The 15,925-nt window shown below is 49.9% G+C and carries 11 protein-coding genes; 4 read left to right on the forward strand and 7 right to left on the reverse strand.

Annotated features, from left to right (window positions below):
- Positions 1-15 precede the first annotated feature (15 nt).
- A complete protein-coding gene (locus H6F72_RS05405) occupies positions 16-660 on the forward strand; it encodes a class I SAM-dependent methyltransferase (protein ID WP_190432530.1) in 645 nt (214 codons plus the stop codon).
- A 100-nt stretch (positions 661-760) separates the two neighbouring features.
- On the opposite strand, the gene acs is transcribed toward H6F72_RS05405, so the two are convergent.
- The 3 genes from acs to speY all read right to left on the reverse strand — a co-directional run bounded on the left by acs (position 761) and on the right by speY (position 4,822).
- On the reverse strand, positions 761-2,734 hold the full coding sequence (gene acs, locus H6F72_RS05410) for an acetate--CoA ligase (RefSeq protein WP_190432531.1): 1,974 nt from the start codon (positions 2,732-2,734) through the stop codon (positions 761-763).
- 111 nt (positions 2,735-2,845) lie between these two features.
- On the reverse strand, positions 2,846-3,448 hold the full coding sequence (locus H6F72_RS05415) for a GAF domain-containing protein (RefSeq protein WP_242016798.1): 603 nt from the start codon (positions 3,446-3,448) through the stop codon (positions 2,846-2,848).
- Positions 3,449-3,616: 168 nt separating this feature from the next.
- Complete coding sequence (gene speY, locus H6F72_RS05420) at positions 3,617-4,822, reverse strand: deoxyhypusine synthase (protein WP_190432532.1); 1,206 nt, start codon at positions 4,820-4,822, stop codon at positions 3,617-3,619.
- Positions 4,823-5,831: 1,009 nt separating this feature from the next.
- Between speY and H6F72_RS05425 the strand changes: the two genes are divergently transcribed.
- The 3 genes from H6F72_RS05425 to H6F72_RS05435 all read left to right on the forward strand — a co-directional run bounded on the left by H6F72_RS05425 (position 5,832) and on the right by H6F72_RS05435 (position 9,824).
- A complete protein-coding gene (locus tag H6F72_RS05425; RefSeq protein WP_190432534.1) occupies positions 5,832-6,140 on the forward strand; it encodes a hypothetical protein in 309 nt (102 codons plus the stop codon).
- A gap of 81 nt (positions 6,141-6,221) precedes the next feature.
- Positions 6,222-6,884, forward strand: coding sequence for a cob(I)yrinic acid a,c-diamide adenosyltransferase (cobO, locus tag H6F72_RS05430; protein ID WP_190432536.1), 663 nt, complete (start codon positions 6,222-6,224; stop codon positions 6,882-6,884).
- Between the two features lie 183 nt (positions 6,885-7,067).
- Positions 7,068-9,824 carry an AAA family ATPase gene (locus H6F72_RS05435; RefSeq protein WP_190432537.1) on the forward strand — a complete coding sequence of 919 codons (2,757 nt, stop codon included), beginning with the start codon at positions 7,068-7,070 and terminating at the stop codon, positions 9,822-9,824.
- Here H6F72_RS05435 and H6F72_RS05440 read toward each other — a convergent pair.
- The 4 genes from H6F72_RS05440 to H6F72_RS05455 form a co-directional block, all read right to left on the reverse strand.
- Positions 9,821-11,098: a DNA repair exonuclease gene (locus tag H6F72_RS05440; RefSeq protein WP_190432539.1), complete on the reverse strand. Its 1,278-nt coding sequence runs from the start codon at positions 11,096-11,098 to the stop codon at positions 9,821-9,823. The genes H6F72_RS05435 and H6F72_RS05440 overlap by 4 nt on opposite strands.
- Positions 11,099-11,163: 65 nt before the next feature.
- Positions 11,164-11,802 (reverse strand): hypothetical protein, encoded by a 639-nt coding sequence (locus tag H6F72_RS05445; RefSeq protein WP_190432540.1) that lies wholly within the window; start codon positions 11,800-11,802, stop codon positions 11,164-11,166.
- A 290-nt stretch (positions 11,803-12,092) separates the two neighbouring features.
- The gene (locus H6F72_RS05450; RefSeq protein WP_190432542.1) at positions 12,093-13,076 is read right to left on the reverse strand and encodes an RNA polymerase sigma factor, RpoD/SigA family; all 984 of its coding nucleotides are present in this window, start codon (positions 13,074-13,076) and stop codon (positions 12,093-12,095) included.
- A gap of 632 nt (positions 13,077-13,708) precedes the next feature.
- Entirely contained in the window at positions 13,709-15,484 is a 1,776-nt protein-coding gene (locus H6F72_RS05455) for an ATP-binding protein (protein ID WP_190432546.1), read from the reverse strand.
- Positions 15,485-15,925: the final 441 nt, after the last annotated feature.

Genomic DNA, 15,925 nt, shown 5'->3' on the forward strand with positions numbered 1-15,925 from the left:
ATTCCCGCTGACATCATGCCCCTACAACCCAGCGATCGCACCAAGCTAGACCCCACCGAAGACACAGTATTTTATGGATTGCCTCGTTTTGTCACTCACGTAGACGAAGGATTCATCCAGCAGCTCACTGATTTGTATCGCGAACGGTTGAAGCCTCAGACACGCATCTTGGACTTGATGAGCAGTTGGGTTTCCCATCTACCAGATGGGATCGAATTTGCTCATGTCGAGGGGCATGGACTCAATGCGGAAGAGTTAGCCCGCAATCCACGCCTGAATCACTACTTTACCCAAGACCTCAACCAGGAGCCGAAACTACCGCTACCCGACCAATCGTTTGATGCAGTGCTCAATACCGTTTCCGTGCAGTATTTGCAGTACCCCGAAGCGATCTTCAGTGAGATTCATCGTGTTCTCAAGCCCGGAGGCATTGCGATCGTTAGTTTTTCGAATCGTATGTTCTACCAAAAGGCGATTCAGGCTTGGCGAGACAGCTCGGAGGAATACCGAGTAGAACTGGTCAACCGTTACTTCACATCTGCACCTGGATTTTCTGCACCTGAAGCGATCGCTCGGCGGGCGCAAGTACCCAGTTTCCTGCAAATGCTTGGCGTTGCAGGGGGTGATCCCTTTTATGCCGTAATTGCCCAGCGGGTTTAAAGCAGGAACCTAACCCCAGTCCCCTCCCTCGTAGGGAAGGGAGCTAGATTCTAAAGTTCTTTTCCGCGTCGGAGAGGGGTTTGGGGAGAGGTTAGTTTAGTTAACCTTCGTCGCGGAGAGCCTCTAGGACGTTGCGATCTTCCAAAGTGGAAGTATCTCCGGACACGGCATTGCCACTGGCGAGATCTCGCAGCAATCGGCGCATAATTTTGCCCGATCGCGTCTTGGGGAGGGCATCGGCAAATCGAATATCTCCGGGACGGGCGATCGCGCCGATTTCTTGGCCCACGTGTTGCTTTAGTTCTGCTTTCAGAGCATCACTGCCCGTGTGTCCCCCTTCTAGGGTGACGAAAGCCACAATGTCTTGCCCTTTGAGTTCATCGGGTTTGCCGACCACCGCAGCCTCAGCTACGGCAGGGTGCGAGACCAACGCCGACTCAATTTCCATCGTGCCTAGACGGTGCCCTGCTACGTTGATCACATCATCCACACGACCCATCACCCAGTAGTAGCCATCTTCATCGCGTCGGGCGCCATCGCCTGCAAAGTAGATATATTTGCCATCTTTGGGTGGAATGTGCTCCCAGTAGGTTTTGCGGAAGCGATCGGGATCGCCATACACCGTTCGCATCATTCCGGGCCAAGGATGCCGTACGGCCAAGTAGCCGCCTTGGTTGGTGCCGACGGATTCTCCTTCTAGATTCACCACATCAGCCAAGATGCCAGGGAAAGGCAGGGTCGCTGAGCCTGGTTTGGTGGCGATCGCACCCGGTAGAGGCGTAATCATAATGCCCCCAGTTTCGGTTTGCCACCAAGTATCCACAATCGGGCAGCGCTCACCACCAATCACACGGTGGTACCACATCCAAGCTTCAGGGTTGATGGGTTCGCCTACGGTACCTAACAAGCGTAGAGAGGAGAGATCTCGCGCTTTCGGTATGTCTTCGCCCATTTTGATAAAGGCGCGAATGGCCGTAGGTGCGGTGTAAAAAACATTGACCCCATGCTTTTGAATCACATCCCAGAAGCAGCCAGGATTCGAGGCGCGGGGTGCCCCTTCGTACATTAGTGTGGTCGCACCGTTGGAAAGTGGGCCGTAGACAATATAGCTGTGTCCCGTAATCCAACCTACATCAGCGGTACACCAATACACATCTGTGTCTTGCAGATCAAAGATCCACTTGGTTGTCATGTGGGTGTAGAGGTTGTAGCCACCTGTGGTGTGCACCACGCCTTTGGGTTTGCCTGTACTACCTGAGGTGTAGAGGACAAACAGCAAATCTTCGCTATCCATCGGTTCAGCAGGACAATCCGCCGACATCTGCGGCTGCAACTCGTGCCACCAATGATCCCGACCGCCGAGTTGCATGGGGATCTCTTGTCCCGTCCGCCGTACCACCAGCACATTCTCGACACTAGGAGCCGCACCATCGGCTAAAGCTTTATCCACTTGGGTTTTCAGCGGCACGATCGCGTCTTTGCGCCAGCCACCATCGGCTGTGACCACGACCTTGACTTGACCATCGACCAAGCGATCGCGCAACGCCTCAGCACTAAAGCCGCCAAACACGACCGTATGCGCTGCCCCAATCCGCGCACAAGCTAGCATCGCGATCGCAGCTTCCGGGATCATCGGCATGTAGATGCCCACACGATCGCCCTTCTCCACACCCAAATGCTTCAAGGCATTAGCAAACTGGCACACCTCACGATGCAGTTGGGCATAGGTGAGCGTCCGCGAATCTCCCGGTTCTCCTTCCCAAATCAAAGCCGCTTTGTTGCGTCGCCAGGTGGTCAAGTGGCGATCGAGGCAGTTGTAAGAGATGTTGATCTTACCACCGACAAACCACTTGGCAAAGGGTGGCTGCCAATCCAGCACTTGATCCCACTTCTGAAACCAGTGCAACTCTTGTTCGGCTAGCTCGGCCCAAAACTTTTCTGGGTCAGCCTTGGCGCGATCGTAGAGTTGCTGGTAGTCTTCCAGACTCTTGATCTGAGCTTTTTGAGAGAACTCAGCCGCAGGCTGAAATAAGCGCTTTTCTTGAAGAATGGATTCAATCGTGGATTCTGACATAGCTCTTTCTATCACCAGGACGGCTCCTCCAAAAACGATACTTCGTTCTTGGGTCAGTTGGGCAGAACTATATCTTGATTTTGTTTAAGTGTTGACTGAACCGTTGCCCATCTAAGTGTCCCGAATGGCTGGAGCCGTCGCTAAGCGAGTGGCGCTTTGCTGCATCCGTTTAATTTCTTCTGCAGACCACTGATGGGGCGCTTGGCAATGATGCGCGATCAGCAAGCCCCACAAGCCTTTACTGGTAAGGACAGGCACAACAAGATTGGCCCGCACCTGGAGACTCCGCAGAAAATCCCGGTGGCACTCTTGAATGGGTTCTGTCTCGATGTCGGCGATCGCTCGAACCCGTCCATCTAAGTACAAAGCTGCATACTCGTCGTTGAAGCAATCATCAGCGCCAGTTGATCCCAAAATCGACAACTGCTCAGCGCTCAAGGACTCGAAGGTAACTTGGCCTTTCCATCGTTGATAAAAGTAGTACAAGACCACGCGATCAGCTTGGAGCATCTGTTTCAGCTCATCGGTCGTTTTTTGGACCAAGGTATCTCTTTCTAGACTTTGGGCTAGACGTTTGGCAACGCGGCTCAATCCTCTGTCCTGCTGGTCTAAGGAGTGAGAATTCAGTTCATCAAAATTACTACGCACAGGTTGAGGAGGGGTACGAAGTTCAATAAGTTGGTAGCGATCAGCCAGTGCACTGCGCTGATTCAACCTGGAGAGATTAGCGGTTTCTGGTTCTATTTAGAAGGGATAATTTACGGAATTTTGATCAAAGTTTTTCGAAGTTGGCGATCGCTCTTTTCCCCTGACAACAAAAATCCCCCTCACCGAAGTCAGGGGGAGCTAATTTGAGTGAAGACGTTCACTCAGAAGTGACGTTTATTTGCGAATCGGAGTGCCGCAGGGATAAGTTGCCACAGGTTCGCGCTTGGCTGCTTCGCTCTTGATAGTCTCAGCCACAGCCACCAGCGATCGCTCTGTTGCCGATTCCGCTTTTGCTGCCAAGTAGTCAGCCTTCAGTTTCGCCAGCATTTCTTCCCGGCGATCGTAGAGCCGCTTCAGGGAACGAGGCGCACATTGGTTGATCACATAAGCGGTCATGATGGGTAGCGCGATCGTGCTGTCGGTGTAGCAAACAATCGTGCTAGGCAGTTCATCCGGGTCAACCTTGCCCCAACTCACAGCTTCGCTAGGAGTAGCCCCGGAAAGACCACCTGTATCTGGGCGAGCATCAGTGACTTGGATAAAGTAGTCGTGACCTCGTTCCTCTAGCCCCAATACTTCATGCAGTTGGGGTTGCGTTTGCAATAGGAAGTTCTTAGGACTGCCACCGCCGATGATTAGCGCGGCACTCTTACCTTCTTCACCAGCGACACCAGACTCGCGCGCTGCATAGGCGATCGCTGCGGTTTCATTCACATCCAAGGAAGGATCAATCACCAACTCAGAGCCTTCTAGCGCCAAAGCAGCTACGTTCATGCCAATCGAGCTGTCTCCGGGAGAAGAGGTATAGATGGGAACGCCGCACTCATAGGCTGTTGCCAACAGGCAAGAATTCTGCACACCGAGTTGCTTCTCTACTTCTCGGACATACTTGCCGAGCAAATGGTGAAATTCCGCCGTACCCATCCGCTTCTGGAACGGTTCCGCCCGCAAAATCTCGCGAATGAAGGCGTCGGTTTCCAGTAGCACATCGTAGTGGAACACAATATCGTAGATTCGGATGCGGCCTTCTTGACGTAGTTTCACGTCATCCAAAAAGGGATTGCTGGAATAGAGGCTCAACCCCAAACCATAGTGCATGTCATGGTAGAGATTAGCGCCCGTGCTGATCATCCAGTCAATAAAGCCATTCCGAATTAGGGGAGCTAGGACTGAAACTCCAAAGCCCGCCGGAGTCATCGCGCCAGACAAACTCACCCCAACAGTCACGCCCTCCTGCATCACTTCTTGGCTCAGTAAGTGACAAATCTCGCGCAGGCGAGCGGAGTTGTAAGCTGTGAAATAGCCGTCGATTAAATCAACGACGCTGATTTCAGCAGGCATGGGGGCGGGTGCGATTTTGTGGCTGAGCAATTTCGACATTTGTACGCTCCAAAAAGAACAAAAAGCATAAAGAAGAGGAGAAATGGACACGCAGCTACCTAATGCGATCGCGATTGACAAACGAGCTAGGAAGCCCAGTTCAATCAACTCAAACGCTACTAGGTTTTCTTATCTGCAACCTTGAAAGAAACTTTCAAAGTCATGTGATCCGATTGGTCAACGAAGTTGGCAACGCTTAGGTGAGTAGGTACCCAAGCAGCCAAGAGATTCGATTCTGTCGTTCTGTCCAGTAGTGGCAGAACTCCACAGACTCAAAACTTATGTTTGCTGCATCAACTAAACCTAGGCACAGAATTCCCTAGGCCAGATGAAAAAGGACATCGTACAGGTCAATATCCCTTGACTAAAAGCTCTGATAAATCTGAAAAACATCAGAACCATTAATCCAGCTATTTAATTCAAAAAAGACTCCACCTAAGGAGCGCGATCGACCCAGTTCGCCACTATTTCTAGAGATAGGGTTGCTTATCCTCTGACTCAGCAAGAGTATCTACTAGCAATCGCGAACCTGGTAGTTACAGGCCGATCAGCTCATACTGGGTGCTTCACAACGGTCAGCCCAAGACAGTGCGGGATCGCACTGCCGTTTCCGTTTCAATTTCATTTCCAGGTACCAAAGTGGTCTCCACGGGTACCCGACCAAGGAAAGGAGTTTCAAGGCTTTATACGCGACCTCAAACACCAACTGCTACAGTTTAACACCCACGTCTGAAATCAGCTCAATAAAACTACGGAAACTGCTGGGATTCTCCAAGCAAACCTCCTCAAAGTAAGGGTTCTTACGGCTTTCTCTATCGCTTGGGTGAGTATGCCGCGCCTAAGGGCATTCCTTTGCAGTTTTTCGTCTTAAGCATTACAATATCTGCTCCGTTTTAGTCAACCTATGTAGGCGAAGAAACAAGATAAACTGGAGACAACGCCATAAAAAACTTCATCAAAAAGCTAATACGGCATATTTAACTGCTCAGCCTGTTTCTGAGGTCATGCCATGCCTAAACCTCCAGCCTTGCCTTCTTCTGCGTTGCACCACACCACTTCTCATTCATCATCTCAGCAGCATTGGCATAGCTTTAGTCACATGCTGAAACGACTACATGCCGAGGGAGTTTATCTACATCCTCAGCAATTGGCTGAGTTTTTGGTAGTCCACGGCTTGCCTGTAGATCTACGTTATGTCCCAGAGCGACTGCAACAGAAAGCAATGTCGATCAATGCTCACTACAACGGCGATATGGCAGCTTTGGCAGAAGACTCAGAAGAGCAGCCTTGGGATGACTGCTTGGGGGATTTCGATTAAGTTGGTTAAATTAGCCGCCGTTCCACCGAGCTTCGACTTAGACTTTAAGATCGCTACAGAGCCTTTCGGATAACTAGTTCAATGAATCCAAATCTTGACACCTCAGCGGCTACAGACTCAGCTTCACCCGAAGCAGCAGTGGGTCTGACGGATGAGCAGTATCGGCAAAAGATGCAGCGGCGCAAAGAAGTGCAAGAACAACGCCTAGCTGAGCGATCGCTGGAAAAAGGCTTGATTGTGGTCAATACGGGCAACGGTAAAGGTAAAACTACCGCTGCTTTGGGGATGGTGCTGCGATCGCTCGGTCACGGTTACAAAGTGGCGATCGTGCAATTCATTAAGGGCGCTTGGGAGCCAGCGGAGAAAGCAGCCTTTAGCCATTGGGGTGAGCAACTGGAATTTCATGCGATGGGTGAGGGCTTTACCTGGGAAACTCAAGACCGCGATCGCGACATCCAAAAAGCTCAGGAAGCTTGGAATACCGCTTTAACCTATATCCGTAATCCAGAATTTCGCTTGGTGCTGCTAGATGAAGTGAATATTGCCTTAAAGCTGGGCTACTTAGCGGTTGAGGACGTGTTGGCAGGTCTAGAGCAGAAACCAGAGGATTCTCACGTCATTTTGACTGGCCGTGGAGCACCTGCGGCTTTGATTGAGCGGGCCGATCTAGTGACCGAAATGACCTTAGTCAAGCACCCTTTCAAGGAACAAGGCATCAAGGCTCAGCCTGGAATCGAATTTTAGGTGCTATCACCATGCAGAGTAAAACTGACCTCTCCCCAAACCCCTCTCCGGAGCGGAGAGGGACTTTGAATCTAGTTCCCCTTCCCTACTAGGGAAGGGGCTAGGGGTTAGGTTTTGATGGATGGATCCTCGAATAACTGAGCAGCCCCTCCAAGCCGAAATCCAAACTCTAGAATTGAGTTTATGGAAATTCTTTCGATTAGTCTCAAAAACTTTAAGGTTCACAGCGATCGCTACTTTGAGTTTCAGCCCGGAACCAACGCGATTTGTGGAGAAAATGGGGCAGGCAAAACCAGCATTTTAGAGGCGATCGCTTGGGCGCTGTTTAATTACTCCAGCTATACCAAAGAAGAATTAATCCGTCGGGGTGCAGCCAGCGCTCAAGTCAGTGTCACCTTTACTTCCAGAGGGGATGGGCGCACGTATCGTGTGCAGCGTTGTACCAGCAAGGGCTATGAGATTTTTGACCCACAAATTCGTCAACGACTAGACCTGAAGAATGTCAGTGATGTTTTGCCTTGGCTGAAAGAACATTTGGGCGTTGCCAAAGAAACTGACTTGCCCAAATTGTTTGCTGATACCATTGGCATTCCGCAAGGCACCTTTACTGAAGACTTTAAGAAAGCAGCAGACGAGCGGCGCAAAGTCTTCGATCGCATCCTGCGCGTGGATGAGTACAAACAAGCTTTTGAGAAATCGAGAGATTTAGAAAAGTATGCTCAGCAGCAAGTTCAGGAACTAGAGCGGGCGATCGCGTACTATACCGAGAACCTGCGCGATTGGGATCTGCTGCACACTCAGCGGGCGGATTTGCAGCAAGAAGTAACCAAGGATAAGACTGCTTTACAGCAACTTCAAATCCAACTGGAGCAACTTCAGCATCAAAAAGATCGGCTCACCGCTCAATCGCACCAAATCCAGCAACTCGAAGTTCAGTTCTCGACTTTGCAGGCGCAACTGACTGGACAGCGCCAAACCAATGTGTTGCTAGAACAGTCGCTCCAGAGAGCGAAGCAAGCAGTAGCCACCTGCGAAGCCAATCGAGCGGGTTATCAAACCTTTTTACAAGCAGAATCTGCCTTGCAAGCCCTAGATCGCCAAAGCAAACAGCAGCAAGCTCTGCTGAAACAGCGCCAAGGCTATCAAATGACTTGGGAGAACTCGCAAGCCAAGCTCACTAAACTGACTCTACAACTCGAAAGCCTAACCGCAGCCCAGCAAGAAATTGAACAACTGCAACCCCTGATTCAACAACAGACTGAGCTAGAGCAAAATCAGGAAGCGATCGCCCAACAACTCCAACAACTGTTTAGCGCCGAGTTAGAGCGGCAGAACGTCACTAAGCAATTAGCCAAGTTAAAAGGTGAACTGGAACATCTCAACGCAGAAATTGAGCGGATTCGTAGCTTTGAGGCTGTTTTGGAACAAATTCCCACCTGGGAGCAACAACGCGATCGCCTGCAAGCACAGCTCAGCCGCATTGCCGCTGCTAAACAATTTGAAGCTGACCTCAGCCAGATCGTCTCTCATGGCCAAACTCAACGCGATCGCTACTTAAGGGATGCGGAAACTGCGATCGCAGGTTTGCAGGAACTTCAGCGATCGGTACCATTGCTGGCTGCTTCAGTAGACTCAGCTTTAGACACGCTTCAGGCGGGAGTAGACCTGAACAACGAAATTCTCGAAAACTTGCAGCAAATCCTAGGCGATTTATCGGAGCAGGTTTCTGCCAGCAAACTAGAGCAACAGCTAGGCGAAGTAAAGCGCCAACTGGAAACAGCCTATCAACAGCGTACTCACTTTGCTGGGCTAGAATCTTTGCTCAATAAGCAAACTGCCTTGCAACAAGACACAGCAGAACTGCAAGCTAAGCTCCAATACCTTCAGACTCAACTCGTCAGTCAAGCGACGTTGCAACAACAAAAGACACAAATTGCCACTGAGATAGCTGCCCTAGGAAATCCTAGAGGTCGGAGTCAACTTCGCCAGCAAGAATTACAGCAACAAGCCCAATTGCAGATGCAATATAACCAAGCTCAGCAAGCTCAGATGGAAGTTGCTCAAGCAGTCACTCACCTAGAAGCTCAGTTGGCAGAATTTGCGGATTTGCCCGACCAGATAGAAACACAAAAAAACCAGAAAGCAAGACACCAAAACGCACGCGACCTGTATCTGCAAAACCAAAAAGATGCAGAGCAATTGCCGACTCTAGAAGCAAATTTTGAGGCCGCGATCGCCCAACTCAGCACCTTAACTACTAACCAAGCGATCGTGCAGGCCCAATTAGCGCAACTAGCAGAAACTTACGACCCGCAGCATCTGCAAGAAGTGGAAGCCACTTACAACGCGATTCGCAGCCAAAAAGACCAAATTGAGGGAGGGTTGCCCCAAAAGCAGAAATTCCTCTATCAAATTGAGCACCAACTAGCAGAGCTACAAGCGATCGCCGACCAACGCACAAAAGCTCAAGCTAATTTGCTAGAACGGCAACGAGTGCAGCAGTTTATCAGTGATGCCCGCCAAGTCTACAACCAAGCAGGCCCACGCATTACCAAGTTCTACATTGAGGAAATTTCTCGCGAAGCTGACAAACTCTTCCGCGAACTAATCAACCGCCAAAATGTGGCCCTGGAGTGGACGGGTGATTACGAAATCCGCATTCAAGAAGGCGGTTACTGGCGCACGTTCAGGAGTCTGTCAGGGGGTGAGCAAATGTGTGCGGCTCTGGCAGTGCGTCTAGCTCTACTCAAAGTTTTGGCAGATATTGATGTTGCCTTCTTTGATGAACCCACTACCAATATGGATCGGGCACGGCGAGAACAGTTAGCTGAAGCGATCGCCAACATCAAATCCTTCCGGCAACTTTTCATCATCAGCCACGATGACACCTTCGAAAACGTCACCGAAAACTTAATCCGCGTCGAACGAGAAGCCCTCTAAGTTGTAGGGTCTTTCAGCAGTTGTTGGGCGAGTTCGTAGAGTTCAGCTTCGGGGCGGTTGTCGAGCACTAAGTCCTTCAGTTCTACTAAGCCTTTCGCAATCGCTCCTGCTTGATCTTGATAGGCATTATTGGCAGCTAACAAATCGGTATAGGCTTGTAGCTCGATTGCGGTGCGGGGTGGTGGTTCCTCACCATTGCCAATCATTGGTGTTTCGTATTCGGTGCCGATCGCGTCGTATTTTAGCAAAAAGATCAGCGCTTCACTGAGTTGATGCAGCTCGTCTCGTAAATCGCGCACATTGAGATCCAAGCGGTTGAAGCCGACCTGACCGTGAATTCGTAGCTCTACAATGGCGTCTGGGGTTTTGCCAGATTTCGCTGCGGATTGGATGTAGGCGATCGCTGCTTGTTCCAGTTCTGCTTGCGTTTGCTGCTTATTTGCCTCCAGATTGAGACGGATCATCCGGCGCTGATAATAATCTTGCTTTAGCTCAGCTCGGATTCCCGTCCCGTTGATCTCGACTAGATAGGCACCACGAGGGGTTTGCTGGAGATTTTCAGCGATGCTATTGGCTTCAATCGAGCCAGGGTTAAAAATCCAGCCTTCTAGTTCGTAGTTCTTGTGGATATGACCTAAAGCTAGATACTCCACTCCTGCTTCCCGCAAAGGATTTACAGCTTCTAGCCTCAGCGCCCCAGTATAACGAGCAATCTGGCCATCCATGCCGTGATGAAACATCATGACGGTGTGTGGTGGTCCTGGTGGCAGTTGCTGAATACTATGGGCCAACTTCTCAATCATTTGGGGAGCGGACGCGCCATACCAACGGGAGCCTAAGACCCGCACCCCACAGGGTAAGTCGATATAGCCACCTGCTTTGGCTTCTGGTGTCCAAGGATCAAAGAGGCTAGCTCCATCTTCCGTGTCTTCTTTAGGCTCTAGCAGAATCACATATTCCCAGTCAGCCATGTAGCGCAGCCAACTGGTTTTGGTGGCGTAGGGGCGGTTGTCATGGTTGCCCTCAATTGCCAATACTGGAATACCGGCTTCTCGCAGCATCTCAAAGCAAACCTGGGCCTGGTTCAGCACTGCGGGCAACACTTGCCGATGCTCAAACAAGTCACCCGCAATTAAGACAAAGTCAACTTGCTCATCAATGGCGTAACGCTCCAGTACATCCCGAAAAGCTAAGAAGAAATCCTTGGTGCGCTGGGGAGTGTCGTAGCGATCGAGCCCTAAGTGCACATCAGCAACGTGGAGAAAGCGAGGCATAACCAGATTGATAGCGTGGCTTTCCCCAGTCTACCGAGCCTTAGCTGAGCTAGCGAGCAAATGTTCTATTTAGCTTGATTTTTTTGGGAGTTGGTCTGACACATACCCAAGATGCGCTGGTCGTTGGCGCTGACCTTAGCTAGGCGCTGGAAGCCTTGCAAGCCAATTTCGGCCACAGCAGGCTTATTGCTATTCGAGGCGATGGTGCTGTTTTGCTCCAAGGCGATCGCGAAGGGATGTGTGGTTTTCTCGTAGGTATCAACCACGTTCAACGCTAATTTGCCTGGCTCAAAACTGCCAGAGAAACAATCGAAGGACGATCGTGGCATGTAGAATGCGCCAACGACTTTGCCTTTAGTTACCTGAAACACCATGTAAGCACTACCAACTTGCTCTGGCTCGGCTGCCTCACCATATAGATAGGTACCGTCAGCCAGAGGACTATTCTTGCTATTCGCAGAGCTTTTAACAGAATTTTTGCTAGGAGCTGCTTGCTTGGCGATCGCCTTGGCGGTTGGTGCTGGCGTTAAGGGTTGCCGCTCCAGCTGGCGTACCGACACAACCGCAGAGGTAGACTCAGCTGCGTTCACAGCTTGTAGCGCAACACCAGAGAGACTCGTTAGCAGCAAAATGCCCAAAGCTGGCTGGGTAATGCGTTGCAGAGTACGCCACGGCGAGAGAGAACGGATGCATGGATTGGTCACCGTAGTTTCCTCCATCAAGACTCAACGACAAACCTCAACACTCACACCGTAACCCAGAATACCTGTACAACTGTTCAATCAAATGAGAGAGTTAGTTGCTATCTAGAGGTAGGTTTCCGGGAGTTGTGAGGACACACCCAAAAGGGTGTTGCTAAGGTTACTGTTCAGTTCTACAAGAGTTTAGTTCCCGATTCCTGACCACAAGTTCAATATCTTGTTCAGAACTTTAAATAGATAAAAATAAGTAGATAAAAAACAGGGACACGCTTGAGCATCCCTGTTTAAAGTGGTTAGCTGGCCAAGTACTCACGTACGCTCTCCTGACGACGGCGCAAGTGATTGAGGGCTTGGTGCTCTAGTTGGCGCACACGCTCACGACTAATATTGAGGCGTTCACCGACTTTGGCTAGAGACAACTCTTTGCCATCATTCAGGCCGAAGCGGAGGGTCAAAACTTCTCGCTGTTGCGGGGTGAGTTCTGCCAACAAGTCTTGCAAGTCTTGGCGGAGCAACTCCTGAGTCATATTGTGCTCAGGCGAAGGCCCTTCGTCTTCCAAGAGGTCTTGCAGTTCGGTGTCTTGGTTGTCACCGACACGAAGATCTAAAGAAACGGGTTGACGAGACATCGTCAGGTATTCCCGAATTTGCGCAGGCTCTAGTTCTAGAGCTTCTCCAATCTCAGCAGGGCTAGCAGCCCGACCTAATTTCTGGGCTAGCTCACGCTGCACCTTCTTGATCTTATTCAGCTTCTCGGTGATGTGGATGGGCAAACGGATAGTCCGAGCTTGCTGAGCGATCGCGCGAGTAATGGCTTGGCGAATCCACCAGTAGGCGTAGGTCGAGAACTTATAACCACGAGTCGGGTCAAACTTCTCTACACCGCGCTCCAGTCCTAGGGTGCCTTCTTGGATCAAGTCCAGGAACTCCAGGTTGCGCTTCTGGTATTTCTTCGCGATCGCCACGACCAAGCGCAGGTTCGCTTCAATCATCTTTTGCTTGGCTCGGTGGCCCTGACGCAGAGTTTTTGTCAACTCTTCTTCGCTGAGCTTAGCTTGCGCTGCCCACTCCGCTTGAGTTGGCTCATGACGCAACTTTTTCGCCAGCTTTTCCTTGGCTTCTAATAGAGACATCATCTGCTGGACCTGCTTCCCAAACACAATTTCTTGTTCATGGGTTAGCAGAGGCACTCGTCCAATTTCATGGAGGTAGGTGCGTACCATGTCAACGGTGAACATGGGATTAGCAGTCTTTGTTTTAGAATTGGCAGTAGGCATGGATCTGTGATGAACTCAGTAAAAGTAGATTAAAGAGAAGTGGGGGCGAAATAGAGAGCGATTGAAAGCTTGAAGTGGGAACGGGCAGCCAACCAGACACAATAAGCAAGCTCTTCCCTAACCAACCTCAAATCGCCTAGGTCAGAGAAGTCCAAATGCAGAGGATAAAGCTAACCTCTGTCTACAGGTGATGAATTAGCTTAAAACTTCGTGCCCGTAACTTTCAGGATGCAGGTGGACCCGATTCCATATTATTTGACCTAAGTAGTGGCAAGAAACTCTAAAAGGTCGTACTCAGTATGAGTTTACTTTACTCGATTGTGCTATAAGTTTAGACTCCAGGAAAGCAAAAAAGATTCATCCTAGAGTATGATCCCGTTAGGCAAAACCGAAGAATCTACTGGAAAATTTTCTATTCTAGCTCTAACTTTAGCGAAGTGACATTTCTGTAGCTGTGCTCTAAGCAGTTCTTCTACTATAATGGCGCAGTTTTCCCTGACCGAAGGGCCATTTAGCATAGGGAAAACCGAACTGATTCAGAGGCTTTTTAGGGAGAAAGCCTCATTGATTAATGCAAAGACGTAGCCTCTATCCGGGTCTTTTGCCCATTGGTCTCGAAAAATCTCACAGGACTAGAAACCTAAGTCCGCTTTAGCAGACTCTGCGGCTTTGAAGACTGCCGCTGTAGGCATCTCTTCCCAGGGTACATCCCCAATCTCGGCATAAAAGGTTTCGTCGTAAGGGCGAGTGCGAATGACCACAGGCATCGGCACTGCATGGCCTAGAATTAGAGCTTGCTGTTTTGAGTCTAGCTTAGATAATACGGAACGGAGGCTTTGCGCCCCCGACACTCCGGTAAAGATGGCATCAATATCCTTCTCGTCGTTGAGGAGCGCGGTGATGCGGGTGCCAATCTGAGACATGACTTCGTTGTCGATCCCTGAAGGTCGTTGGTCTACTACCAATAAGGTGACGAAGTATTTCCGCATCTCACGGGCAATCGTGCCGAAGATGGTTTGGCTGACGGTGCTAGGGTCGAGAAAGCGGTGGGCTTCTTCAATTGTGATGACGAGTTGCTGGGGACGATCGCTGGGGTTCTTGCTTTGTAAAAACTTCTCGGCTTTTTGCACATAAGCAGCGTGAATCCGACGCGCAATCACATTCGTCGCCAACATATAAGAGAGCATGTTGGACTGCGAGCCAAACTCAATCACCACGTGCTTGCCCGCATCAATGGAATCGAGAATTTGACCCACGTAGTTGTGAGGGCAAGTATTACGAATATATTTCAGTTCTTCTAGGCGGTTGAGTTTGCGCTGCAATGCCATGATGGAAGACTTGCTGCCCATCTTGGTTTCGCAAAACTCCTGAATTTCCATGTTGCTCATAGAGAGCAGGCGAGTAATCCAAGATTTGCCAAACTCATTGCGGAGAATAATGGCGTTTTCTAGGCTGGCTTCAGATAGGTTGAGTTCTCCGCGTACCAGCATTAGGTCTTCCACATCAATCTGGTCAAAGCTGATAAAGAGATCTTGAGCGTCTCGGACTCCGCGGCGCTTAGTGGATTCGGTGTCGAGGGTGTAGATCTGCACCTGACCGGGAAAGAGTTGCCTGAGCCCCTTCACTGTGCTGAACTGCTTGCCTTCGCGGACGGCTTCCCAGCCATACTCCGAGTGCATATCAAAAATCAGGTTGACTCCCGCTTGTTTGCGGATAATTCCTGACAGCAACAACCGAGTTAGGAAAGACTTCCCGGTCCCTGATTTTCCAAATACTCCATTACTACGTTCGACGAAGCGATCTAAATCGACGCAGATAGGCACGTCCATATCAATCGGTTGCCCGATCGCAAAGTTGCGACGATGGGGGTCATCTTCCCAACCAAAAACGGCTCGGAAATCCCGCTCGCTGGCTTCATGCACCTGGCTAAAGTGGCTAGGGATGGTCTTAACGGGCATTAACTCGATCGTGCTGCTGCTTTGAGGTGTGAGGGAAGCGAGCAGTGGCAAGCTGGCTGTAGAGTCACTTTTATCTTCAGCGGCACGGGCATTTTTGCCACCTTTGGTTTTCTTGGCCTTACTGTTGGCCGAGTAACTAATAGGCTCTTCTGGTTCGGGTGTAAACATCAACATTGGAGTTAAGTCGATGGTGCCGAACGTGCCCGTTCCTGCAAGAACTTCTTGGAGAAACGTATTACCTGGATCAGGAGGATTAGCGAAAATCCGGGTGCTGGCGGTTCCTAAGGTTACGTCGGTCAACATGCAGAAGAACCGCGATCGCGCTCCTTGAACAACCAAGAATTTGCCCACTCGCATGTCTTCTACAGAGACATCTGGGTGTAAGCGAACTTCGAGTCCTTGGCTAAGGGAGCCTTGAATGACTGAACCTAAGGGTTTATCTAAATCCATTTATAAACTCGCTAGTCTCCCTTGCTCACACCTGGACGGGTTAATGGAGGCAGATGATTTTAGACCAATAATTCCTCAACCTTTTGAATTATCTTAGGTCTAATTCATTCAAGTAATACTAATTCTAGTTATTTTAGGGCTTAAAAGTTATATAGCAATGCTTCTGGTTCTAATACTTAAATGTTTTTATAGGGAAGATTTGTCAGTTAAGCGATCGCTGCACTTAATCTTGCGTTGCTCCTCAGAAAATCTCTTTTCAGAAAAATTTTGATTGGCATTGGTTTCATCCATGAAAAAAGGTGAAGGATCTCTAACGAAACCCTTCACCTTTACTAAAACCAAAAGATTATATAGCCATCCTAAATGGATTAGCGAGGCACGCTCTGGAGGGATGTGCCTCGCTAATCCACCAATCTCATAAACTACTTAGGACTTCATTAG

The organism is Trichocoleus sp. FACHB-46, assembly GCF_014695385.1.
Lineage (GTDB): Bacteria > Cyanobacteriota > Cyanobacteriia > FACHB-46 > FACHB-46 > Trichocoleus.